This is a genomic window from Lysobacter sp. H21R4, from assembly GCF_015277535.1.
GTDB classification, from domain to species: Bacteria; Pseudomonadota; Gammaproteobacteria; order Xanthomonadales; family Xanthomonadaceae; genus Novilysobacter; species Novilysobacter ciconiae.
In genome coordinates this window covers 2,725,008-2,748,307 of sequence record NZ_CP063772.1, presented here as the reverse complement: position 1 = coordinate 2,748,307, position 23,300 = coordinate 2,725,008, and the positions used below count along the sequence as shown (strand labels likewise).

The window sequence follows — 23,300 nt, the reverse complement described above, 5'->3', positions numbered from 1 at the left end:
CTGCGTCAGGCGCCGTGCTGCGCGAGCTCGGAATGCTGCGGTTCCAGCCGCTCGTTGTCTTTGTGCAACCAACGGTAGAGCGCCGGCAGCACCAGCAGCGTGAGCAACGTGGAGGAGACGATGCCGCCGATCACCACCGTCGCCAGCGGCCGCTGCACTTCCGAGCCGGCACCGACGTTGAACGCCATCGGCACGAAACCCAATGCAGCCACCAGCGCGGTCATCAGCACCGGTCGCAGCCGGCCCAACGCACCATCGACGATGGCGTTCTCCAGCGGGTCGCCCTGTTCGCGCAGCTTGCGGATGAAAGCGATCATGACCAGCCCGTTGAGCACCGCCACGCCCGACAGCGCGATAAAGCCGACGCCTGCGGTGATCGACAACGGAATCCCGCGCAAGGCCAGTGCGATCACGCCACCGGTCAGCGCCAGCGGCACGCCGCTGAACACGATCACCGCGTCCTTGGCCGAACCGAACGCCAGGAACAGCAGGCCGAAGATCATCACCAGCGTGATCGGCACCACGATTGCCAGGCGCCGGCTGGCCGAGATCAACTGCTCGAACGTGCCACCGTAGTCGATCCAGTAGCCTTCTGGAACCTTGACCTGCCGATTGATTTCCTGCTGCAGTTCGGCCACGAAACCCCCCAGGTCGCGGTCGCGCACGTTGGCAGTCACCACCACGCGGCGCTTGCCGCTCTCGCGGTTGATCTGGTTCGGCCCGAGGATGCTCTCGATCCGAGCCACCTCGCGCAATGGCACCGTTTGCGGGGCATTGGTCGACCAGGCCGGATCGCGACTGGATTCGTCGGTATTGGTGCTGCTACCCAGCGAAATGGGCAGATCAGCCAGCGCCACCGGGTCAGCCCGCAAGGTTTCGGGCAATCGCACCACGATGTCGAAACGGCGGTCGCCGTCGTACAGCTCGGTGGCGACTTTGCCGCCGACAGCGGTCGCGACCGTCTCCTGCAACACGCTGGGATTGAGTCCGTAGCGCGCCAGGGCCGCTCGATCCGGCACCACGGTCAACAACGGCAAACCGGTCGCCTGCTCAGTCTTGACGTCGGCCGCGCCATTCACCTGTTTGGTCACGGCCTCGATCTGCTCGGCCACCTCGACCAGCGTGTCCAAGTCATCGCCGAAGACCTTGATCGCGACATCCGCTCGCACGCCAGAGATCAGCTCGTTGAAGCGCATCTCGATCGGTTGAGTGAACTCGTAGTTGTTGCCCGCGAGCTCCGCCACCGCGGCCTCGATCTCGGCCACCAGTGTTTCCTTCGGCTTGCGGGGGTCAGGCCAGTCGTCGCGCGGCTTCACCATCAGGAAGGTGTCGGCCACATTCGGCGGCATCGGGTCGGTGGCGACCTCGGCGGTGCCGATCTTGCTGAACACGCGCTCGATCTCGGGAATCTGCATGATGCGTTCCTCGACCGCAACCTGCATCTTCACCGCCTGCTCGATGCCGGTGCCGGGGATGCGCATCGCATGCATCGCGATATCGCCTTCGTCCAAGCTGGGGATGAACTCGCTGCCCAGCCGCAATGCCAGCAGGCCGGAGAGCACCACCAGGGCCAGCGCGCCGCCCATGACCAGTCCGCGCCGCCGCAGCGACCACGCCAGCAACGGCACGTAGCGGCGCTTGGCCCACAGCATTACCCGGTTCTCCTTCTCGTCGACCCGACCGCTCAGGAAGATCGCGACTGACGCCGGCACGAACGTTAGTGACAGCACCATTGCGCCGGTCAGCGCCAGCACCACGGTGATCGCCATCGGGTGGAACATCTTTCCCTCGATCCCGGTCAGCGCGAAGATCGGCAGGTACACCGCGGCGATGATGAACAAGCCGAACAGGCTCGGCCGGATTACCTCGACGGTCGCCGCAGCGGTCAGGTCAGTGCGTTCCTCGTCGGTCATGGTGCGGCCGAGTTCGTGCTGCTTCTCGCCGAACCGCCGCAGGCAGTTCTCGATGATGATCACCGCGCCATCGACGATCAGTCCGAAGTCGAGCGCGCCCAGGCTCATCAGGTTGCCCGAGACGCCGCCTTCGACCATGCCGATGACTGTGAACAGCATCGCCAACGGAATCACGGCCGCAGTGATCAATGCCGCGCGGAAATTGCCGAGCAGCAGGAACAGCACCACGATGACCAGCAACGCGCCCTCGACCAGATTCTTGGAGATGGTGGCGATGGTGCGGTCGACCAGCGCGGTGCGGTCGTAGACGGCGGTGGCGGAAATCCCGACGGGCAGGCTGGCATTGGCCTCTTCGAGCTTGGCCACCGACGCCTGCGCGACCTCGCGGCTGTTCGCGCCGACCAGCATCGAGACTGTGCCCAGTACCACTTCCTCGCCGCCCTGGGTGGCCGCACCGGTGCGCAGCTCGGGGCCTTCGCCCACCTGCGCCACGTCACGTACGCGGATCGGCAGGCCGTTTCGACTGGCAAGCACGATGTCGCCGATCTCGTCCAGGCCGCCGATTTGGCCGGGCGTGCGCACCAGGAACTGCTGGCCGTTGCGCTCGATGTAGCCGGCGCCGATGTTCTGGTTGTTCGCCGCCACCGCCTCGACCACGTCTTCCAAGGTGAAACCCAGCGCCACCAGCTTCGAAGGGTCCGGGGTGATGTGGATCTGGCGCTCGTAGCCGCCGATCGTGTTGACCTCGGTGACGCCGGGCGTATTGCGCATCTGCGGGCGGATCACCCAGTCCTGCAGGGTGCGCAGGTCGGTTGCGGTCCACGGCGTGCCGTCGGGCTTGCGCGCGTCGGGGGCGGCGTCGACGGTGTACATGAAGATCTCGCCCAAGCCGGTCGAGATCGGCCCCATCTGCGGTTCCAGCCCCTCCGGAATCTGCGAGCGGATCTGCTGCAGCCGTTCGGCCACCTGCTGGCGGGCGAAATACAGGTCGGTGCCGTCCTGGAATACCACCGTGACCTGCGACAGCCCGTAGCGCGACAACGAGCGGGTGTAATCCAGCCCCGGCAGGCCCGCCAGCGCGGTTTCGATCGGATAGGTGACGCGCTGCTCGGACTCCAGCGGCGAATAGCCCGCCGCATCGGTGTTGATCTGTACCTGCACGTTGGTGATGTCGGGGGTAGCGTCGACCGGCAACTGGGTGGCGCTCCAGATGCCCACGCCGATCAGGGCCAAGGTCATCACCAGCATCAGCCACCGGTGCCGGATCGCAAAGCGGACGATTCTTTCGAGCAGGCCGGGCGCGTTCCTGCCCATGGATTCAGTGGTCATGCGAGGCTCCCGATTTTTCGATGTCGGCCTTGACTACATAGCTTTCTTCAACCACCACTTCGTCGCCCTTGCGCAGGCCGGAAACGATTTCCACGCTCTCGGCATCGCGCTTGCCGACCTCGACCGGTTGCGCCTGATAGACATCGCCGACGCGCACGAACACGGCTTCCTCGCCTCCCATCGTCTGCAGCGCCGACAACGGCACCATCAACTCGACCGGCTGGCGTTCGACCGTGATCCGCGCCTTGACGGCCGATCCTGGCCGCCACAGGCCATCCGCGTTGTCGATGGTGGCGCGCGCGATGGTGCTCTGGCTGGCGGTGACCGTGCCTGGCAGCACCCGCTCCAACGTCGCTTCCACGGTCACGCCGTCGCCCATCCGCGTCACCGACACCGGCACGCCCGGCTGGATGTGCTGCGCATCGGTGCCGAAGATGTGCAGGTCGACCCACAGCTGCGACAGGTCGGCGATCTCGAACAACGCCATGCCTTCGCCGGCCATGCCACCGACCGAGGCATTGCGAGCGGTGATCACGCCTGACATGGGCGCGGCAACGCTGTAGGTGCTGAGGCTCATGTTGCTTTCGAGGGTCGCCAGCGTCTGGCCGGCGCGCACCTGGTCGCCGACGTTGGCGCGCAGCGAGCGGATCGGGCCGGGGAACCGTGCGGTGACTTCAGCGACCCGTCCTTGCATCGGCGTCAGGAGGCCTTGCACCTCGTGCTCGTCGGCGATCACGCCTGGGCCGACAGGCTGGACCTTGATGCCGGAACGCTGGGCGGTGGCGGCGGTGATCTCGGTCCGGCCTTCGTAGCTTTCGTACTCCCAGCGCAGCCTCTTGCTACCGATGCTGGCCAGCACCTCGACGTCGAACGAATGTGGTTCGTCAACCGTGCCTGCCGCCAGAAGGCTGCCGTCTTCCTGGGACACGAGCGTATAGCTCGCAGTTTCCCCGCCCAGACGGGTCAATCGTACTTCAACCTTTCCGGCGGTTGCAGGCATCGCTTCACCGTCCTGATACAGCCAAGCCTGGAACTTCGGCGGCGTGCCGTCCTCGGCCATCGCCAGTTCGACCGCGTAACCGTCCTGTTCGAGCAGGCGACCGCCGTTCTCACCGGTCGCGGCTTCTTCCTCCGCGTGTTCGCCGGGTTCTTCGTCGGCGTGAGCATCGGTCCGCTCCGCGGCATGGTCGCCGGCCGACTCGCTGGCGTGATCATCGCCATCGGACGTCCCGCCGCAGGCAGCCAGCGACAACGCCAGCGCCAGCGCGCTGATCAAATGAATGGACTTCATGGTGCAGATCCTTGGATTTTGGTGGGCGACCCAGGGCCGGCAATGAACGGCTGCCCGGTGAGTCGCTGGATTTCGATCAGGGCGCGCTGGGCTTCCAGCGCCGCCTCCAGTTGTTGCTTGCGCGCAGCCGTGCGTTCGGACTGCAACGTTGCCCATTCCAGGTAAGTCGCCGCGCCGGCGCGGTAGGCATACGCGGCGGCCGTTTCGGCCTTGGCGAGCGCGGGCAGCACGTCGGTTTGCAGGCGATCGACCTCGACCTGGGCGACTCGGTAACGCCCGTGGGCTTCAGCGAGGGTCGAGTACAGCGACAGGCCGCGGGCCTCGCGTTCGACTTCCAGTCCCGCCAGTTCCGCCTGCGCGGAGCGGATGCCCGGCTGGGCCCGGCTCCCGGCGCCCAGCGGGATCGACACGCTGCCGATCAGGCCGAAGTCGTCACGGCCCTGGAACCGCTGCACGCCGACCTGCCAATCCAGATCCGGGGTGGCTTCGCTGCGGGCTAGCTGCACGCGCGCCTCGCGGATGCGCGCTTCGCCGACGAACTGCGCGAGCTCCGGCGTGCGCTCCAGCCAGTCGGCCAGCACCGCGAAGTCGGCCAGCTCGCCGAGCACCAGCGGATCGCCGCCGGCCACATCGAAATCTGGCGCGCGTTCGCCCCATAATGCCGCCAGATGCTGACGTGCGGACGCTTCACGCTGCTGGGCGCGAGCCAGGTCGAGTTCGCCCCGTGCCAGCGCGGCCTGCGCGGTCAGCACCACCGATTCGGGCGAGGCACCGGCCTGCAGGCGCTTGCGCGCCTCGCCAACGATGCGCTGCCGCTGATCGATATCGAATCGGGCGACCTCGCTTTGCCGCTGCGCGGCGACGATCGCCAGATAGCGACGGGCGACTTCGGCGAGCAGGTCCAGCCGTGTGCTTTCGCGTTGCACGGCCAAGGCATCGATCCGGCTTTGCGCGAGGGTCCGGCGCGCATCGAGCTTGCCGCCGCGCTCCAGCACGGAGGCCAACGTTAGGGAGAGTTCGGCGCCCTCCAGGCCGCTCGCCTCGCCGGTGCCGAAGGCATTCTCGATGCTGGCGCCAGCGACCAGCGCCGGACGCAGGGCGGCGCGTTCCAGTTCGGCCGCCAGCACATCGCGGCGACTGCCGAACAGACGCAGATCAGGGTGGGTATTGGCAACGCGTTGAAACGCATCGTCCAGGGTCAATGGTTCGGCGGCGTGCGTGGGAAAGGCCACGACACACGCGACGACCAACGCGGCAGTGGCCGCGAGTCGCAAACGCATGGGGATTGCTCCGAGTTATTCGAGGTGACAGGTGCCGGCATTACGCCGACGGCGAAGTCACAGGAAGATCGGAGGCTTGAATGGGCTAGACAGACGCACTGCCGGTGGGACCGGAGCTTTGGCAATCGTCAGCCGTTCGGGGGCGGGCATGGCCGGAATCGGCTCAAACACGTTCAGCACTGCGGCGGTTGCACCGCAGCAGTGCGCGAAATGCAGTAACACGTGCAGGGTCTTTGCTCCGCCCTGGTCCTGCTCGCCGGACGCTTCCAACTCCACGTCCAGATCGTCGGCGTGTACGTCGTGGCCGTGCATACCCGACGGGTCGTGCGCGAGCTCGTGCATCTCCCCGACCGCCGCCATCACCGGTTGCAGTACCAGCCCCAGCCCAAGCAGCACCAACACGAGAACTCGCAGGAGCGGCAACCAGCGGCGGAGGCGTAAGCGGACCATAGTCGCGCATCATACCTGTCGGGCGTTTGGTTACACAATTTCACTTTGGTGCAAGTCAATGGCTGCTCGCGCCGACTGACAAATTGGATCGAGTGGCAGCTTCTGGCCCGGAAGTGGCCATCTCTTTGAGGGGCGGCTTGCGACCCGAAGCGGACATAGTCCAACAAAACTTCGCACCCCACGCTGCCCGCCTAACGCGGCCGGCAGCCTCTGCATTTGCCCGTCGTGCTCACATGACATGTTATTGACACATATTTCCATTATCATGGAAGAATGAAAACAGAAGCCGCCGTCGCTTGCCTTGCCGCACTCGCGCAGAAGTCGCGCCTGGCCGTGTTCCGCCACCTAGTACAGCTGGGACCTGCCGGCGCCTGCCCCGGCGATATAGCCGCGCGTCTGGACATGAGTGCCTCCACCTTGTCATTCCATCTTAAGTCGCTGGCGCATGCCAGGTTGATCCAGGCTGAACAGAGTGGCCGCAGCATCAACTACCGGGCAGACTTTCAGGCGATGCGGGGCTTGGTCAATTATTTGACGGAGAACTGCTGCGGTGGCGATGCCTCGATGTGTGCGCCAACCGGTACCCCGGTCAAGGCCCGCAAGAGCGCCAGAGTTGCCGCTCCTGCAAGGCCGCGCGTGTTGCCGGGCAGATCAAGCAAATCACCCTCTCCGCGCAGGCGAGAACCAGCTGCCTAGAGCTGACGTAGGCGCGGGACCAGCCAACGCGCGGAGCAAGCAGCGCAGCGGCCCACCAGAAGACACATGCATCACGCGATCCCCTCCATCTCCCACAACCTCACTTGCAGGGCTTCTGATGACCATCAAGACCGGTATTAATGGCTTTGGCCGCATGGGTAGGCTGACCCTGCGCGCCGCGTGGGACAACCCTGCGCTGGAGTTCGTGCAGATCAACGATCCTGCCGCCGACGCCGCCACGCTGGCGCACCTGCTCAACTTCGATTCGGTGCATGGTCGCTGGACGCACGAGGCGCGGCATGATGGTGATGCGCTGCTGATCGATGGCCATCGCATCAGCCTGACTCGTCACAAGGAGATTGCTGACACCAACTGGTCCGGCTGCGACGTGGTGATCGAGGCCTCGGGAAAGTTCCGAAAAACGGCGCAGCTGCAGCCGTACCTGGATCAGGGCGTGAGCCGGGTTGTAGTGACCGCGCCAGTAAAGGAAGCCGGTGTGCTCGACACCGTGGTCGGTGTCAACGATTACCTGTTCGATCCGTCCGTGCACCGCATTGTTACCGCCGCCTCGTGCACCACCAACTGCTTGGCGCCGGTGGTAAAGGTGATCCACGAAGGCCTGGGAATCCGCCACGGCAGCATCACCACCATCCACTCGCTCACCAATACACAGACGATCGTGGATGCCGCGCACAAGGACCTGCGTCGCGCGCGCTCGTGCGGCAGCAGTCTGATTCCTACGTCCACCGGCTCGGCGACCGCCATTGCGGAAATCTTTCCAGAGCTTAAAGGGCGCCTGGACGGGCTCGCCGTGCGTGTGCCGCTGACCAATGCCTCATTGACGGATTGCGTGTTCGAGGTCGCGCGCGCCACCACGGTGGAGGAGGTAAACGGGCTGCTCAAGGCAGCATCCGAAGCTGGAAGCCTCAAGAACATCCTTGGGTACGAAGAACGGCCGCTGGTGTCGATCGACTACAGGACCGATCCGCGGTCCAGCATCGTCGATGCCCTGTCCACGCGGGTGATCAACGGCACCCAGGTCAAGATTTACGCCTGGTACGACAACGAATGGGGCTACGTGAACCGCACCGCCGAGCTGGTGCTGAAGGTCGGCAGCGCAGGGCGCGGCTGAAGTGCCGATCCTCGCGCCCGCGATGCGCCAGTACGCGCTGGTCACCGGCAACTACTGGGCCTTCACCCTGACCGATGGCGCGCTGCGCATGTTGGTGGTGCTGCACTTCCACCAGCTCGGCTACGGCGCGCTGCAGATCGCGATGCTGTTCCTGTTCTACGAGATCTTCGGCGTCATCACCAACCTGGTCGGCGGCTGGCTCGGCGCACGCATCGGCTTGAACCGCACCATGAACATCGGCCTGTGCCTGCAGATCGGCGCGCTGCTGATGCTGGCGGTGCCAACGGCGTGGTTGACGGTGCCGCTGGTGATGGTCGCCCAGGCGCTGTCGGGGATTGCCAAGGATCTCAACAAGATGAGCGCCAAAAGCAGCGTCAAGCTGCTGGTGCCCGACGACAGCCAGGGCACGCTGTACCGCTGGGTGGCGGCGCTGACCGGCTCGAAGAACGCGCTCAAGGGTGTGGGCTTTTTTCTTGGCGGCGTGCTGCTGACCGCGCTGGCGTTTCGAGGTGCGGTGCTGACGATGGCTGCGGCGCTGGCGCTGGTGTGGGTATGCAGCCTGCTGCTGCTCAAGCGCGACCTGGGCAAGGCCACGGCCAAGCCGAAGTTCCGGGAACTGTTCTCCAAGAGCCGCGCGATCAACCTCCTTTCGGCGGCACGGCTGTTCCTGTTTGGCGCACGCGATGTCTGGTTCGTGGTCGCGCTGCCGGTATTCCTGGCCACCTCGCTTGGCTGGGAGCACTGGCAGGTCGGTGCGTTCCTGGCGCTGTGGATCATTGGCTACGGTGTGGTCCAGGCGTTCGCGCCGCGCATCACTGGACGTGGTTCGGCGCGGCTGCCCGACGGACGCGCCGCGCTGGCCTGGGCCGCCGTTCTGGCCGTGGTGCCGGCGGTGATGGCAGTGCTGCTATGGCGCGGCGAATCGGCGCAGCCGGTGCTGATCGCGGGCCTGGCAGTGTTCGGCGTGCTGTTCGCGATCAATTCGTCATTGCACAGCTACCTCATCGTCAGCTACGCGCGGGAGGACGGGGTGTCGCTGGACGTCGGCTTCTACTACATGGCCAATGCGATGGGACGGCTGGTCGGCACCCTGCTGTCGGGCTGGATCTACCAGGCGCAGGGTCTGGCAGCCTGTCTGGCGGCATCGGCGCTGATGGTCGGCCTGGCCGCGCTGGTCTCGATCGCGTTGCCACGCCATGCACCTGACCTGGCCACCCGATGAGGCAGCTGCATTGAACGGTTCTAGAGATGACGGCAAGGCTGCACCAGGCGGTTCCGGGCAGGGGCGTTTCGACGTGGTGGTGGTGGGCGGGGGACAGGCGGCCCTCGCCACCGCCTGGTTCCTGCGGCGCACGGGCCTCAGCTTCATCCTGCTCGATGCGGAGGAGGGGCCGGGCGGCGCGTGGCGTCATGGCTGGGACTCCCTGCGCCTGTTCTCGCCCGCGGAGTGGAGTTCGATCCCCGGATGGCAGATGCCGCAGCGAAGCGGCTACCCCACGCGCGACGAGGTCATCGATTACCTCACCGAGTACGAGCGTCGCTATGCGCTGCCGGTGGTGAGGCCGTGCCGGGTCGATCGTGTGCAGGCCGATGGACAGGGATTCACCCTGCACACCAATCGGGGTGAGTTCTTCGCGCGCAGCGTCATCAGCGCGACCGGCACCTGGCGCAGCCCCCATGTCCCTGCTTTCGATGGCGCCGATGCGTACTCGGGGCAACAGCTGCATTCGGCCCGCTACGTCAATGCAGCGCCGTTCGCCGGCAAGCGTGTGCTGGTGATCGGCGGCGGCAACTCCGGTGCGCAGGTCATGGCCGAGGTGTCGGCGGTGGCCCGCGCTACGTGGGTGACGTTGGAATCGCCGATGTTCCTGCCTGATGAGGTGGATGGTCGGGTCCTGTTCGCCCGCGCCACCGAACGCTGGAGGGCGCAGCAGGAAGGGCGCGAAATCGAACAACCCGTCGGCGGCCTGGGCGACATAGTGATGGTGGCGCCGGTGCGCGAGGCGCGCGATCGCGACGCTTTGCAATCGGTGCGGCCGTTCCAGCGCTTCACCACAGACGGCGTGGTGTGGCCAGACGGGGTAGAGGAGCCAGTGGATGCGGTGATCTGGTGCACCGGATTCCGCCCGGCGTTGCAGCACTTGGCGCCGCTCGACGTCATCGATGCTGACGGTCGGGTGGCGGTCGAAGGCACCCGTAGCGTGCTCCAGCCGATGCTGTGGCTAGTGGGCTACGGCGACTGGACTGGCCCGGCCTCGGCCACCCTCGTGGGCGTCACCCGCACCGCGCGCAGCACCGTGGCCGAACTGGTCGCCACCCTCACCGATCCGCCAATCCACCCTGCAGCAGAAGCGAAGCCATGAGCACCGCGCCGATCGACATCGTGATCTACCACAACCCCGACTGCGGCACCTCGCGCAACACCCTGGCGATGATCCGCAATGCGGGAATTGAACCGCACGTCATCGAGTACCTGAAAACTCCGCCCAGCCGCCCGATGCTGGAGTGGCTGATCGAACGGATGAACATCACCGTGCGTTCCCTGCTGCGCGAGAAGGGCACGCCCTACGCCGAGATGGGGCTTGGTGATGCTGGGCTACCGGATACGGCATTGCTCGATGCCATGCTCACGCATCCGTTGCTGATCAACCGGCCCATCGTCGTGTCGCCGCTCGGCGTGGCTTTGTGCCGTCCCTCCGAGCAGGTGCTGGCGTTGTTGCCGCAGCCCCAGCGCGGCGCCTTCACCAAAGAAGATGGTGAGGTCGTGGTCCACGCCGCTGGCAAGTCGGCTGGCAAGCCGGCATGAACAGCCAGTCCGTCGCATCCCCCACACGGCTCTCGTTCCTCGACCGCTACCTGACGCTGTGGATCTTCTTCGCCATGGCCGGTGGCGCCGCGCTGGGTTCACTGGTCGAAGGCGTGCCACAGGCGCTCGAGGGGCTGGCCGTGGGCGGTACGAACCTGCCCATCGCCATCGGCCTGATCGTGATGATGTATCCACCGCTGGCGCGCGTGCGCTATGGCGAGCTGCATCGCGTGTTCGCCGACAAGCGCGTGCTGCTGCTGTCGCTGGTGCAGAACTGGCTGATCGGCCCTGTCTTAATGTTCGCGCTGGCGGTGATTTTCCTGCACGACCAGCCCGAGTACATGACCGGGGTGATCCTGATTGGACTGGCGCGCTGCATCGCCATGGTGCTGATCTGGAACCAGCTGGCCTGCGGCGACAACCAGTACGCCGCCGGCCTGGTGGCGTTCAACTCGATCTTCCAGATCCTGTTCTTCAGCACCTACGCCTGGCTGTTCCTTACCGTGCTGCCGCCTCTGTTCGGTTTGGAGGGCAGCGTAATTGACGTGGGCTTCTGGACCATCACCCAAGCGGTGCTGGTGTACCTCGGCATCCCATTCGCCGCCGGGTACCTGTCGCGGCGCTGGCTGACCCGGGCGCGTGGCGAGCAGTGGTACGAAACCGAGTTCCTGCCCCGCATAGGCCCGCTGGCGCTGCTCGCCTTGCTATTCACCATCATGGCCATGTTCGTCATGAAGGGAGGCGACGTGGTGCGCCTGCCGCTGGATGCGCTGCGCATCGCGATCCCGCTGACAATCTACTTCCTGGTGATGTTCGTAATCAGTTTCTTGATGGGTAGGCTGATCCGCACCGACTATCCGCGCACCACCGCGCTGGCCTTCACCGCGGCCAGCAACAACTTCGAACTCGCCATCGCAGTGGCGATCGCCACGTTCGGCCTGGCGTCGCCAGTGGCGTTCGCCGCCGTCATCGGGCCTTTGGTGGAAGTGCCGGTGCTGATCGGGCTGGTGCACGTGGCTCTTTGGCTGGGGCGGCGCTACTTCGCGGCCACGGCACCTTCCATTACTGCTGCCTCCAGGGAATCTTCCAGATGAGCCTGCTCGAATCCTCAACGGTGTTCTCGCGCCTGCGCGAGTTGCGTGACGCCGGCACATTACCGGCGCTGCAGCGCCCCGACCTGGTCCGGCCGCTCTGGCAGCCGACAGACGGGGGCCATGCACCGCGCATCCTGCTGCTATATGGATCATTACGCGAACGCTCTTATTCGCGACTGGCCACCGAGGAGGCCGCGCGCCTGCTGCATCTCTTCGGCGCGGAGGTGCGCATCTTCGATCCTTCTGACCTGCCGTTTCCTGACCAAGTCGCTGCCGACGATCATCCGGCCGTGCACGAACTCCGCCAACTCTCGTTGTGGTCGGAAGGGCAGGTATGGTGCAGCCCTGAGCGTCACGGCCAAATCACCGGTCTGATCAAGGCGCAGGTGGATCACCTGCCGCTGTCGATGGGCGCCCTGCGCCCGACCCAAGGGCGCACGCTGGCTGTGATGCAGGTATCCGGAGGCTCGCAGTCCTTCAATGCGGTCAACACCCTGCGCATCCTCGGGCGCTGGATGCGCATGTTCACCATCCCCAACCAGTCCAGCATCGCCATGGCGTGGAAGGAATTCGACGAGGCCGGACGCATGCGCCCGTCGTCCTACTACGATCGCATCGTCGATGTCATGGAAGAGCTGGTGCGCTTCACGTTGTTGTGCCGCGGGCATGTAGAAGCGCTGACGGACCGTTACTCGGAACGGCAAGGCCGCGGCGAGGAAATCACGGCATTGGCGACGTCGGCAGCGTCTGGCTGAGTGACTGCAAGTGGCGACACAGGTGCGCCAACTCCGGTCCGCCTGGGTCGCAGAGCGCAGCGGTCGCTCTAGATCAATGTCCGCTTCTGGCCGGAAGAGGTCACTGGGGAATTCCGAGAAAGCCTGATGATGGAGGACTCTGAAGTCCACCGTTGATCCGGTATGAGTCGAGTACGAAGCGTTCGTAGCACCCACTGCTTCAGCGACCTTGGACGGCCTTACGGCATCGGCAGGGGAGCTCCGGCCCGGCGTGCCAAGCTCGCAACCTTTTCGCTCCCGCCCCAGCCTCGAATCACGCGCGCCCCATACCGGTAAAGACCGCATTTGCCGGGAGAGCCCCCGTCGCAAAGCCAAATGCTCCGGCCCTTGGAGAACACTTCTTCCACCAGCTCCGACACTGTCGCGACCGAGATCGCATCTGCGATGTGGTTTGAACCTTCGGAAACCCAGAAGCTGCTGTATCCGTGGTGCTTTGAGAGTCGGAGCCACGGATAAAAGCGACTGCCATCGGAATGGTGAAACCACAGGCTGACGTCGACTAGCTCACGCTTCATTGCCTCCTCCTTTATCCGTGGACGCAGCGCCCCACCGCCGTGTCCACGGTTCGAGGCTCTTCCACAACCAAAATTATTTCAGACCTACAACACTCAAGTGAGACCGGACTTGACCGGACTCGCGTGAGGGCGCTCCGCAATGACGCGCCCCGAAGGGTGCTTGAAGCATGGTTGCAGAGAAGTCCGACGTTCTGGGTTGCATCCTGATGGTAGCCGCCGCGCTCTTGGCTGGTATCGCCAAGTGCACTGGCTGCACCTCAAGGTCCACCTGATCAATCAACCGCAGCAGTAACATGCACAAGGCCCGGCTTGCCCGGGCCTTGTGCGTTATGCCGTCTGCAAAATGGAGTCAAACATGCACTTAGTCGAAACGATGGCCTATGCCGGGCAGCAGCCGTGGCACGGGCTCGGTGAGAGGCTCGCGCGACACCAGCCTATCGAGGTCTGGAAAGAGCGGGCCGGGATGGACTGGAACATCGACGAGTCCGAGGTTCGCTACATCACTGGGCAGCACGGCATCGGAACCATCAATGCCTTTCCCGAGCAGAAGGTGTTGTACCGCTCGGACAACAAGCGGCCGCTGGCAGTGGTGTCCAAGCGCTTCAAGGTCGTCCAGCCCGCCGAGATCCTGGAGTTTTACCGCGACCTCACCGAGGCCGGTGGGTTCGAACTGGAGACCGCCGGAGTGTTGCGCGAAGGTCGAAAGTTCTGGGCCTTGGCCAAGACCGGTCACAGCGCAACGTTGAAGGGCGAGGATCAGGTCGATGGCTATCTGCTGCTGGCCACGGCCTGCGACGGCACTCTGGCCACAACGGCTCAGTTCACGTCGGTGCGAGTGGTCTGTAACAACACGCTGGCGATTGCGTTGGGCGAGTCCCGCAGTGCCATCAAGGTCTCGCACCGGAGCCACTTCGATCCTGACGTCGTCAAGCGGCAGTTGGGCATCGCGGTGTCCTCTTGGGATGGCTTCGTTGCTCGCATGAAGGCCTTGGTTGAGTGTCCGGTGGATCCGGACTCTGTCGAAGGCCTGTTGAGGCGTGTGCTGACCTACGCCTCGCCGGACGGCAAGGAGGTGGTTAACGAGCAAGCATTGAAGTCCGTGCAATCGCTTTACGAGGGCGAAGGACTGGGTGCAGAGCTGGCTTCTAGCCGTGGAACCGCGTGGGGCGTTCTGAGTGGGGTGACGGAGTACGTTGACCACCATCGCCGTGCTCGAAGCGACGATCACCGTAGGGATGCGGCCTGGTTTGGAGCAGGTGCGCAGATCAAGCAGAAGGCTTGGGATGAAGTGCTGAAGTTGGTGGCCTGAGCGGTGGCTACCGATCATCTCGACATCGCATATATGGCACTTGGCGCCAAGCAAGCTCTGGCGTCACGTCTTCCCTCGCACGGCTTAGGGACATACGAGGGCGAGCTCGCGTATGTGGATGCATGTATCGAGCACGCCGCGCTGTTGGATCAGGCGTGGGAACTCCACCGAGAGGTGATCTCTGTTGTGTGGTGCTACGAGGTTGCCGAGCCGTTTGGGTACGAATTGGGAAAGCACCTTCTCGCTGGAGGCGACCCAAGTGCCGCAGGAGCGGTTCTCAACAGAGTCATTGCAGTAGCCACGGTTGACTCATCGCCATAGGTCACATGGCGTTTCAAGCCTTCATCAAGCCCGGGCTCCGTAAGGAGCGCCGGGCTTTCTATTTGGAGAAGTCTTTATGAGCAGATCACCAGCGTTGCGCCTGGTCGAAACGCGCTCGCTTGCGCGCGAAGAATGGTTGGAAGTTCGCAGAAAGGGCATTGGGAGCTCGGACGCGGCTGCAGCCATTGGGCTGTGCCCGTACAAGAGCCAGCTGGAGCTTTGGCTGGAGAAGACGGGACGTGCTCCCGCGGCTGATGCCGATCCAGACGATGGCCCGATGTACTGGGGAACCCTGTTGGAGCCGTACGTGGCGACGACCTACACCCAGCGCACCGGGCGCAAGGTGCGTCGGCTCAACGCCGTCCTCCAGCACCCGACGTTCTCTTTCATGCTGGCCAACATTGACCGCGAGGTGGTCGGCAGCCCGGATGTCCAGATTCTGGAGTGCAAGACGGCGGGGGAGTTCGGGGCACGTCTCTGGCGGGACGGAGTGCCGGAATACGTGCAGCTGCAGGTTCAGCACCAACTGGCGGTGACGGGCAAGCAAGTCGCGGACGTAGCGGTCTTGCTGTGCGGCCAGAAGTTGGAGATCCACCGGATCGAGCGGGACGACGAAGTCATCTCGCGTCTGGTCGTGCTGGAGTCGAACTTCTGGGAGCACGTACTCCAAGACACGCCGCCACCGGCAGACGGCAGCCAGTCGGCCGCCAAGGCGCTCCGTCATCTTTATCCGGGCAATGGCACCACCAGTGACTTCACGGACCACACGGAGCTGTCTCGTGCGTTCGCGGAGTTGGTGAACCTTCGCTCCGAGATCGATGAAAAGGAAGGTCGTGCCGAGTGCCTCAAGCAATCGTTGCAGGAGGCGATGGGAGATGCGTCCCGGGCCATATTTCAGACGGGTGAAGCGAGCTTTAGAAGGTCCAAAGACAGCGCCAGCATTGATCGCAAGCGGCTTGCCGAGGACCACCCCGAGCTCGTCGCGCAGTACACGGTCACCAGACCAGGCTCACGCCGCTTCCTCATCGCGTCGTGACTAACCAACAAAAAGACAGGAGAAGACCATGTTGAAGGGATTGGCGATTACGCCGCCGGTCGTAGGCCGGGTGTCGATCGGGCGGATGGTGGAGCGCAATGGCAAGCGGCTGCCCGAGAAGGATGACCAGTTCACCCTCACCAGCCAAGTACAGAACCGGGAGGGCTGGGTGCTGCATCCGCTCGATGAGGAGCTGCGCAAGGACGCGGGCGGGAAACTGCGCGCCATTCCGGTGCGGATGCTTTTCAACGATCCAGCGTTGAACCTGCGTGCGGACTACTCGATGTTCGATCGCACGACCGGACGACCGCTGTGCGTAGGAAACGGCGAGACTTGCCGAAGGGCCGGCAGTGACGGGATCGAGAGCCTGCCGTGTCCGTCACCCGACGCCTGCTCGTTCGCGATGGGCGACTGCAAACCGTATGCGCGGCTCAATGTCGTGATCGGCGACGAGGATGCAATGGGCACGTTCGTGTTGCGGACCACGTCCTACAACACGATCCGGACACTGACGGCCCGACTGAACTACTTCAACGCGGTATCAGGCGGGCTGCTGGCCTGTATGCCACTGACGCTCAAGCTGCGCGGGAAGTCGACGGCGATGAGCTTTCGCACAGCGATCTACTACGTCGATCTCGTGGTGCGAGCTGGCATGACCTTGGAGGAGGCGATCACCCACGCCGGGCGCTTGGATGAATCACGACGGGAAGCAGGCTTTATCCAGGTGGCCTTGGACGAGGCGGCTCGCAAGGGCTTTGCCGCGGGTGGCTTTGAGGAGCTGGCAGAGGACTCGCCCAGCGTCGCAGAGGAGTTCTACCCTGAGATGGATCAAATGCAGCAGGCGGAAACGCCACACGCCACTACCAGCAATCTGCACAGTCGCTTGGAGCAGAAGGTGGAACGATTGGGCGGCGTGGCGGTGGGCTGATAACCCGGGAAGGGGAGCCGTGAGGCTCCTCTCCCCGCCCATCAGCATCTTTTTTTGGCTAGGTCTCGCCGGGGTTCGGGCCGGTCCAGAGCAACCGCTTCAAAACCGGGCCGATCACGAGGGCCTCGCGCCGAACATGATGATCGCCATGCCGACAATGCAAAAGCTGACCCCGATCCAATCGGTAGAGGTGGGCTTCACCGAATCCACCGCCCACAGCCACATCAACGCTACGCTGATGTAGATGCCACCGTACGCGGCATACACGCGTCCTGTCGCTTGAGGATGCAGGGTAAGCAGCCATGCGAAGGCGGCCAAGAAAAGAGCGGCGGGAACAAGAAGCCAAGCGGAGCGTCCCTGCTTGAGCCACAGGTACGGCAAATAGCAGCCGATGATTTCCGCCAAGGCAGTAACGACGAACAGTCCGAGCGTTTTTATCAGTTCCATCGGTTTGGCGCCCTTCTGGCACGTTTGCTCATGGAGCGGCTCCCGGCCTGACGTTGCACCAACGGCTCACAGTCCGAACTGCGAGCCGAGGCCCGTCAGTGTCGCGATGCCGAGTATTCCGAAAATCGCAGCGACGGTGCCATGCACCCATCTCATCGGTATGCGGCGCAGCAGCCGCTCGCCGACCAGAACAGCGGGAACGTTAGCGACCATCATGCCCAGCGTCGTGCCGGCGGTGACGCTCCAGAATTCGGCGTAGCGTGCGGACAGCGCAATCGTCGCCAGTTGCGTCTTGTCGCCCATCTCGGCAAGAAAGAACGCAATCAGCGTAACGACGAAGACGCTTCGGCCCGTTGCCGGCAAGGCTTCTGCATCATCCAGTCGATCCGGGATCAGCGCCCACACCATCATCCCCAGGAAGGTGATGCCAAGCAGCCAGCGAAGCACATTGGGGTCAATAACGCCGATCAGCCAGACGCCAGCCGCGGCTGCCAAGGCGTGATTGAGGATGGTGGCAACCAGAATCCCAAGAATGATGGGCATAGGCTGCCTGAAGCGTGCGGCAAGGATGAAGGCGAGAAGTTGGGTCTTGTCACCGATCTCGGCGAGAGCGACCACGCCCGACGACACAAGAAATGATTCCATCAACTGAATGCTCGGGCCGGTACCGACGCATGACCACAGCGCATCCCCGGCCATTCGGAGGCGCTGTGGTCAATGGTCTTGCCAAATACGGGATCGCTTGCACCATGGCCTACGGGCCAAGCATGTTGACGCAAGCCTCTTCTTGCGAAGAGCGGCTACTCCCCAGTGACGGCGACAGTCTACCCGAACGGTCGCCGCACTTGACGAGGGCCACGCGGTTGCCACCAAGGACATATGTCGTGGGGGGCAACACCTGGCGCGCGTCGCCCCAGCGAGAGCGGGAGTAATCAGCGAGAATCCTCAACGGGGAAGCCCTCCGCCAGGGCTGCAGCACGACGGAACCTGCCAATGAGCGCACTCAGCAAACTACTCGATACCTACCGCCACGCCGCTGTTTCGGAGCGCGAAAAAGGCACGTACTTCGAGGAGTTGATCGTTGCCTACTTGCGCAACGAAGCCACCTACCGTGACCTCTACAGCAAGGTGTGGACGTGGGGCGAGTGGGCACCCGCTCACGGTTTCAGCGCCAAGGATGACGGGATCGACCTGGTGGCCGAAGCGGCCGGGACCGGCGAGATCCACGCCATCCAGTGCAAGTTCTACGACGCCGACTACAAGCTCCAGAAGAAAGACATCGACAGCTTCTTCACCGCTTCCGGCCGTAAGCCGTTTGTCCACCGGATCATCGTCAGCACCACGAATCATTGGTCCGAGCACGCGGAAAACGCACTGGTCGACCAGCAACCGCCTGTAAGCAAGATTGACCTGCACGACCTTGAAGACAGTCAGATCGACTGGTCGCAGTACAGGTCCCACGCCGCGCCGGTGTTGAAGCCGAAGAAAGTGCTGCGTCCGCACCAGCAATCCGCTCTCAAGGCCATCACTGCCGGCCTGAGCACCGCGGACCGCGGCAAGATGATCATGGCCTGCGGCACGGGCAAGACGTTTACCAGCCTCAAAATTGCCGAAGCCTTGGCCGGGGCCGGTAAACGCGTGCTGTTCCTCGTCCCCAGCCTGTCGTTGATGTCGCAGACACTGACCGAGTGGACCCAGGAAAGCGCGATTCCCCTACACAGCTTTGCGGTATGTTCCGACAGCGACGTCGGCAAGAAGCGCAAGCGCAAGGAGGACGACGCGGTCGAGACCTTTGCCCATGAGCTCCGCTACCCGGCTACGACGGACGCAAAGAAGCTCGCGCAAAGCGCAGCACTGCGTCAGGACGGCGGCCACATGACCGTGGTCTTCAGTACCTACCATTCCATCGACGTGATCCATCAAGCCCAGCGCGACCATGGGCTGCCCGATTTTGATCTGATCGTCTGCGACGAGGCCCACCGCACGACGGGTGCCGTTTACGACGGTGACGACGAGAGCGCGTTCGTGCGCGTGCATGACGCCGACTACATCCGCGCCGCCAAGCGTCTGTACATGACCGCTACGCCAAGGATCTACGGTGATGCCGCCAAGGCGGTGGCCGAGCGCGACAGCGCCACGCTGTACTCGATGGACAACGAGGATTGGTACGGCAAGCAGTTGTTCGTCATCACCTTCTCGGAGGCCGTCAAACGGGGCTTGCTGGTCGACTACAAGGTGATCGTGCTGGCGGTTGAGGAAACGCACGTCAATCGCCGCCTGCAGAAGCTGCTCGCGGACGAAAACAACCAGCTCCGCGTGGACGATGCGGCCAAGATCGTCGGTTGCTGGAAGGCGCTGGCCAAGCTGGGGATCGAGGAAGGCGGTTCTGCCACCCCTGAGCCCATGAAGCGCGCGGTCGCGTTCTGCCAGGTCATCGAGCCGAAGACGGGAGGCAAGACCCACAAGGTCAGCTCCAAGGAAATCTCCGGCATGTTCCAGCAGGTCGTGGAGGCCTATCAGGACGCCGAAGATATCGAAGAGGCGGCTCGCCTCATCTGCGAGGCCAAGCACGTCGACGGCGGCATGAACGCCAGCGAGAAGGAGGCCAAGCTGGATTGGCTCAAGGCCGAGGCGCCCGCGAGCACCTGCCGCATCCTCAGCAATGTGCGCTGCCTGTCCGAAGGCGTGGACGTGCCGGCGTTGGATGCCGTGTTGTTCCTCACGCCCCGCAACTCGCAAGTGGATGTCGTGCAGTCGGTCGGACGCGTCATGCGAAACGCCCCGGGCAAGCATCGCGGGTATGTCGTGTTGCCGGTGGTCATCCCCGCCGGGGTTGAGCCACACGAGGCGCTCAACGACAACAAGACCTACGCGGTGGTCTGGCAGGTGCTGCAGGCACTCCGATCCCACGATGATCGCTTCGACGCGATGGTCAACAAGCTTGATCTGGTGGGTCCAGACCGCGGCAAGATGGAGGTCATTGCGATCACCGACACTATCCAGCGCAAGACCAGCGCGCTTGGCGTCAGCAAGTCAGTCAAAGGAAAGGGCAAGTACGGGATAGGTGACGCGTCCGAAATCTATGGCCCCGAGCCGGATCAGGCGCAATTGGAGTTCGAGATTGGCGAGATCGAGCGTGCGCTCTACGCCAAGGTGGTCGACAAGTGTGGCAATCGTCATCACTGGGAAGACTGGGCTGACGACATCGCCCGCATCGCCAATACCCACATTGACCGCATCAAGGCGCTGCTGGAGGACGACACCCAAATTGCTGCTCGGACAGCGTTTGATGCGTTCGCCGCCGAGCTGCGCGACGACCTCAACGACAAGGTCAGCGATGGCGAGATCATCGAGATGCTGGCCCAACACCTGATCACCAAGCCGGTGTTCGAGGCGCTATTCGCCGATTACAGCTTTGCCAAGCACAACCCCATGTCCCGCGCCATGCAGCGCGTGTTGGACGTGTTGCACGAGCAGCACCTGGACAAGGAAACCGCCACGCTGCAGGAGTTCTACGACAGCGTGAAGCTGCGCGCCGAAGGCATCGACAGCGCCACCGGCAAGCAGAAGATCATCGTCGAGCTGTACGACAAGTTCTTCCGCAACGCCTTCCCCAGGATGACCGAGCGCCTGGGCATCGTGTACACCCCGGTGGAGGTAGTCGACTTCATCCTGCACAGCGTCAACCACCTGCTGCAGCAGGAGTTCGGCCAGACCCTCGGCAGCCGGGGCGTGCACATCCTTGACCCATTCACTGGTACTGGCACCTTCATTACCCGGCTGCTGCAGTCGGGCCTGATCAAGCCCGAAGAACTGGCGCACAAGTACCAGCACGAGATCCACGCCAACGAGTTGGTGCTGCTGGCCTATTACATCGCCGCGATCAATATCGAGGCGACCTACCACGGCCTCGCCGGCGGCGATTACGTGCCGTTCGAGGGCATCTGCCTCACCGACACCTTCCAGATGTACGAGAAGGACGACCTGGTGGACGCGCTGCTGGTGGACAACAGCAAGCGGCGCAAGCGGCAGAAGCAGTTGGATATCCGGGTGATCGTGGGCAATCCCCCGTACTCGGTGGGGCAGGGCGACGCCAACGCCAATAATGCCAACGTGCCTTATCCCGCACTCGATGCTCGCATCCGGGACACTTACGGTGCTCGCTCGACGGCGACGAACAAGAATTCGCTCTACGACAGTTACATTCGCTCGATCCGCTGGGCTAGTGATCGCATCGGCAATGCAGGCATCCTGGGCTTTGTAACGAATGCTGGCTTTGTAGAAGCGAGAACAAGCGACGGTCTACGCAAATGCCTATCCGAGGAGTTCTCAACTCTGCATGTTTTCCACCTCCGCGGCCTTAGGGGCCAGAAAACATCTGGTGAACGAGCAAAAAGGGAAGGTGGCCAGATCTTCGGCATGGGCAGTTCGGCCGCTATCGCCATCTCGTTGCTGGTCAAGAACCCCGATGCAAAGCTGCACGGGAAGATCCACTTTCACGATATCGGCGACTACCTCAGCCGCGAGGACAAGCTCGAGAAGATTGCCGCCTACGCCAGCGTTGCCGGCATTGACAACTGGCAAGCCATTACCCCGGATGCGCATGGCGATTGGCTGAGCCAGCGCGATGACAGCTTCGGTGAGTTCATGGGGCTTGGCAACAAGGGTGACCGGAATGTCGCGGCGCTGTTCGACAACTACTCCAATGGGGTGAAAACCCAGCGCGACGCTTGGGCCTACAACGCCAGCCGCTCGGCTGTAGCGGACAACATGACGCGCATGATCGGCTTCTACAACGCCGAAGTGACGCGTTTCAATGCCGCCCATCCCGGCTTGGACACCAAGGGGCGTGCCGGCCTGGTGGGTGGCTTCATCGACGCTACCCCGGAACGGATCAGCTGGACAGTCAACATCAAACAGGATTTAGCCCGAGGCCACCGTCATGAATTTGAGGATGAATCCATGACACCCAGCCTGTATCGCCCCTTCACAAAGCAATGGCTGTACTTCAACCGCCGTTTCAACGAGAGGGTGTACCAGATGCCGCGCATCTTCCCGGATGCGCAGGCGGTGAATCTGGTGATTGGGGTTTCTGCGGCTGGTGAGAAGGTGCCCTTCAGTGCGCTGATCGCCGAGTCTGTGCCCAGCCTTCATTTGGTGGATATCGAGGGCTCGCAATGCTTCCCGCTCTACCTCTACGACGAAGCGGCACTGGAGTCAGACGGCGGGCTGTTCGCCGAAACTACAAGTGACGGTTTACGTCGCCGCCATGCCATCACCAACGCCGGCCTCACACACTTCCAGTCCGCCTATCCTGGCGAGGTAATCAGCAAGGAAGACCTGTTCTATTACGTCTACGGAATCCTGCATTCACCCGACTACCGCGAACGCTACGCCGACAACCTCAGCAAGGAACTGCCGCGCATCCCGCGAGTGAAGACCGCTGTCGACTTCTGGGCCTTCAGCCGCGCCGGCCGCGACCTGGCCGCGCTGCACCTGAACTACGAAACGGTCGACAAATACCCACTCACCATCGAAACCAAGGGCAAGCTGACCGACGCCGACTACCGCGTCGAGAAGATGAAGTTCGCCAAGAAGAAAGACCCCGACAGCGGCAAGAACATCAACGACCGCAGCACCGTGATCTACAACGCCAAGATCACCCTCACCGGCATCCCCGACGCCGCCTGGGACTATGTCGTCAACGGCAAGGCCGCCTTGGACTGGGTGATGGAACGCCAAGCCGTGCGCGTGGACAAAACCAGCGGCATCGTCAACGACGCCAACGACTGGGCTACCGAGACCATGGGAAATCCGCGCTACCCGCTGGAGCTGTTCCAGCGGGTGGTGACCGTGAGTGTTGAGACCCAGAAGATCGTCGCCGCCCTTCCTGAGTTGGACATCCTGACTGACTCAGTGGCGGTACAAGAGAGCTCCGTCGCCTCTGCGCTGGCCTGAC

17 protein-coding genes and 1 riboswitch are annotated in these 23,300 nt (G+C 63.5%); of the genes, 11 read left to right on the top strand and 6 right to left on the bottom strand.

The genetic code is table 11. The features are described 5' to 3' along the window. Nucleotides 1-5: 5 nt before the first annotated feature. The 4 genes from INQ40_RS12470 to INQ40_RS12455 are packed head-to-tail and all read right to left on the bottom strand — an operon-like array spanning nt 6 to nt 6,215. Entirely contained in the window at nt 6-3,206 is a 3,201-nt protein-coding gene (locus INQ40_RS12470; RefSeq protein WP_194342569.1) for a CusA/CzcA family heavy metal efflux RND transporter, read from the bottom strand. A 25-nt stretch (nt 3,207-3,231) separates the two neighbouring features. Next, nucleotides 3,232-4,533 (bottom strand): efflux RND transporter periplasmic adaptor subunit, encoded by a 1,302-nt coding sequence (locus INQ40_RS12465; protein WP_194340682.1) that lies wholly within the window; start codon nt 4,531-4,533, stop codon nt 3,232-3,234. Continuing rightward, a complete protein-coding gene (locus INQ40_RS12460; protein ID WP_194340681.1) occupies nt 4,530-5,813 on the bottom strand; it encodes a TolC family protein in 1,284 nt (427 codons plus the stop codon). The genes INQ40_RS12465 and INQ40_RS12460 overlap by 4 nt, the downstream gene beginning before the upstream one ends. Before the next feature lie 57 nt (nt 5,814-5,870). Continuing rightward, on the bottom strand, nt 5,871-6,215 hold the full coding sequence (locus INQ40_RS12455; protein ID WP_194340680.1) for a hypothetical protein: 345 nt from the start codon (nt 6,213-6,215) through the stop codon (nt 5,871-5,873). Nucleotides 6,216-6,536: 321 nt separating this feature from the next. On the opposite strand from INQ40_RS12455, the gene INQ40_RS12450 reads away from it, so the two are divergent. The 10 genes from INQ40_RS12450 (at nt 6,537) to INQ40_RS12405 (ending at nt 16,894) form a co-directional block, all read left to right on the top strand. Continuing rightward, nucleotides 6,537-6,959: a metalloregulator ArsR/SmtB family transcription factor gene (locus tag INQ40_RS12450; protein WP_194340679.1), complete on the top strand. Its 423-nt coding sequence runs from the start codon at nt 6,537-6,539 to the stop codon at nt 6,957-6,959. 118 nt (nt 6,960-7,077) lie between these two features. After that, nucleotides 7,078-8,091 carry an ArsJ-associated glyceraldehyde-3-phosphate dehydrogenase gene (locus tag INQ40_RS12445; protein WP_194340678.1) on the top strand — a complete coding sequence of 338 codons (1,014 nt, stop codon included), beginning with the start codon at nt 7,078-7,080 and terminating at the stop codon, nt 8,089-8,091. Nucleotide 8,092: 1 nt separating this feature from the next. Further along, a complete protein-coding gene (arsJ, locus tag INQ40_RS12440) occupies nt 8,093-9,313 on the top strand; it encodes an organoarsenical effux MFS transporter ArsJ (RefSeq protein WP_228482031.1) in 1,221 nt (406 codons plus the stop codon). Then, a complete protein-coding gene (locus INQ40_RS12435) occupies nt 9,288-10,454 on the top strand; it encodes an ArsO family NAD(P)H-dependent flavin-containing monooxygenase (RefSeq protein ID WP_194340677.1) in 1,167 nt (388 codons plus the stop codon). The genes arsJ and INQ40_RS12435 overlap by 26 nt, the downstream gene beginning before the upstream one ends. Then, nucleotides 10,451-10,897: an arsenate reductase (glutaredoxin) gene (arsC, locus tag INQ40_RS12430; RefSeq protein ID WP_194340676.1), complete on the top strand. Its 447-nt coding sequence runs from the start codon at nt 10,451-10,453 to the stop codon at nt 10,895-10,897. The genes INQ40_RS12435 and arsC overlap by 4 nt, the downstream gene beginning before the upstream one ends. After that, on the top strand, nt 10,894-11,991 hold the full coding sequence (arsB, locus tag INQ40_RS12425; RefSeq protein ID WP_194340675.1) for an ACR3 family arsenite efflux transporter: 1,098 nt from the start codon (nt 10,894-10,896) through the stop codon (nt 11,989-11,991). Before arsC ends, arsB begins: the two co-directional genes overlap by 4 nt. Beyond that, the gene (arsH, locus tag INQ40_RS12420) at nt 11,988-12,746 is read left to right on the top strand and encodes an arsenical resistance protein ArsH (RefSeq protein WP_194340674.1); all 759 of its coding nucleotides are present in this window, start codon (nt 11,988-11,990) and stop codon (nt 12,744-12,746) included. The genes arsB and arsH overlap by 4 nt, the downstream gene beginning before the upstream one ends. Before the next feature lie 909 nt (nt 12,747-13,655). Next, nucleotides 13,656-14,609 carry a DUF932 domain-containing protein gene (locus INQ40_RS12415; protein ID WP_194340673.1) on the top strand — a complete coding sequence of 318 codons (954 nt, stop codon included), beginning with the start codon at nt 13,656-13,658 and terminating at the stop codon, nt 14,607-14,609. Between the two features lie 397 nt (nt 14,610-15,006). Continuing rightward, nucleotides 15,007-15,966, top strand: a complete 960-nt coding sequence (locus INQ40_RS12410; protein ID WP_194340672.1) for a lambda-exonuclease family protein — start codon at nt 15,007-15,009, stop codon at nt 15,964-15,966. Nucleotides 15,967-15,994: 28 nt separating this feature from the next. Beyond that, the gene (locus INQ40_RS12405; RefSeq protein ID WP_194340671.1) at nt 15,995-16,894 is read left to right on the top strand and encodes a hydrolase or metal-binding protein; all 900 of its coding nucleotides are present in this window, start codon (nt 15,995-15,997) and stop codon (nt 16,892-16,894) included. Nucleotides 16,895-17,008: 114 nt separating this feature from the next. Here INQ40_RS12405 and INQ40_RS12400 read toward each other — a convergent pair whose 3' ends face one another. Both INQ40_RS12400 and INQ40_RS12395 read right to left on the bottom strand, forming a co-directional pair. Next, a complete protein-coding gene (locus INQ40_RS12400; RefSeq protein ID WP_194340670.1) occupies nt 17,009-17,341 on the bottom strand; it encodes a YnfA family protein in 333 nt (110 codons plus the stop codon). A gap of 66 nt (nt 17,342-17,407) precedes the next feature. Then, nucleotides 17,408-17,986, bottom strand: coding sequence for a TMEM165/GDT1 family protein (locus tag INQ40_RS12395; RefSeq protein WP_194340669.1), 579 nt, complete (start codon nt 17,984-17,986; stop codon nt 17,408-17,410). A 9-nt stretch (nt 17,987-17,995) separates the two neighbouring features. Then, nucleotides 17,996-18,165: riboswitch (yybP-ykoY riboswitch) on the bottom strand. Nucleotides 18,166-18,334: 169 nt separating this feature from the next. On the opposite strand from INQ40_RS12395, the gene INQ40_RS12390 reads away from it, so the two are divergent. Continuing rightward, nucleotides 18,335-23,299, top strand: a complete 4,965-nt coding sequence (locus INQ40_RS12390; protein WP_194340668.1) for a type ISP restriction/modification enzyme — start codon at nt 18,335-18,337, stop codon at nt 23,297-23,299. The last annotated feature ends 1 nt before the right edge of the window (nt 23,300 follow it).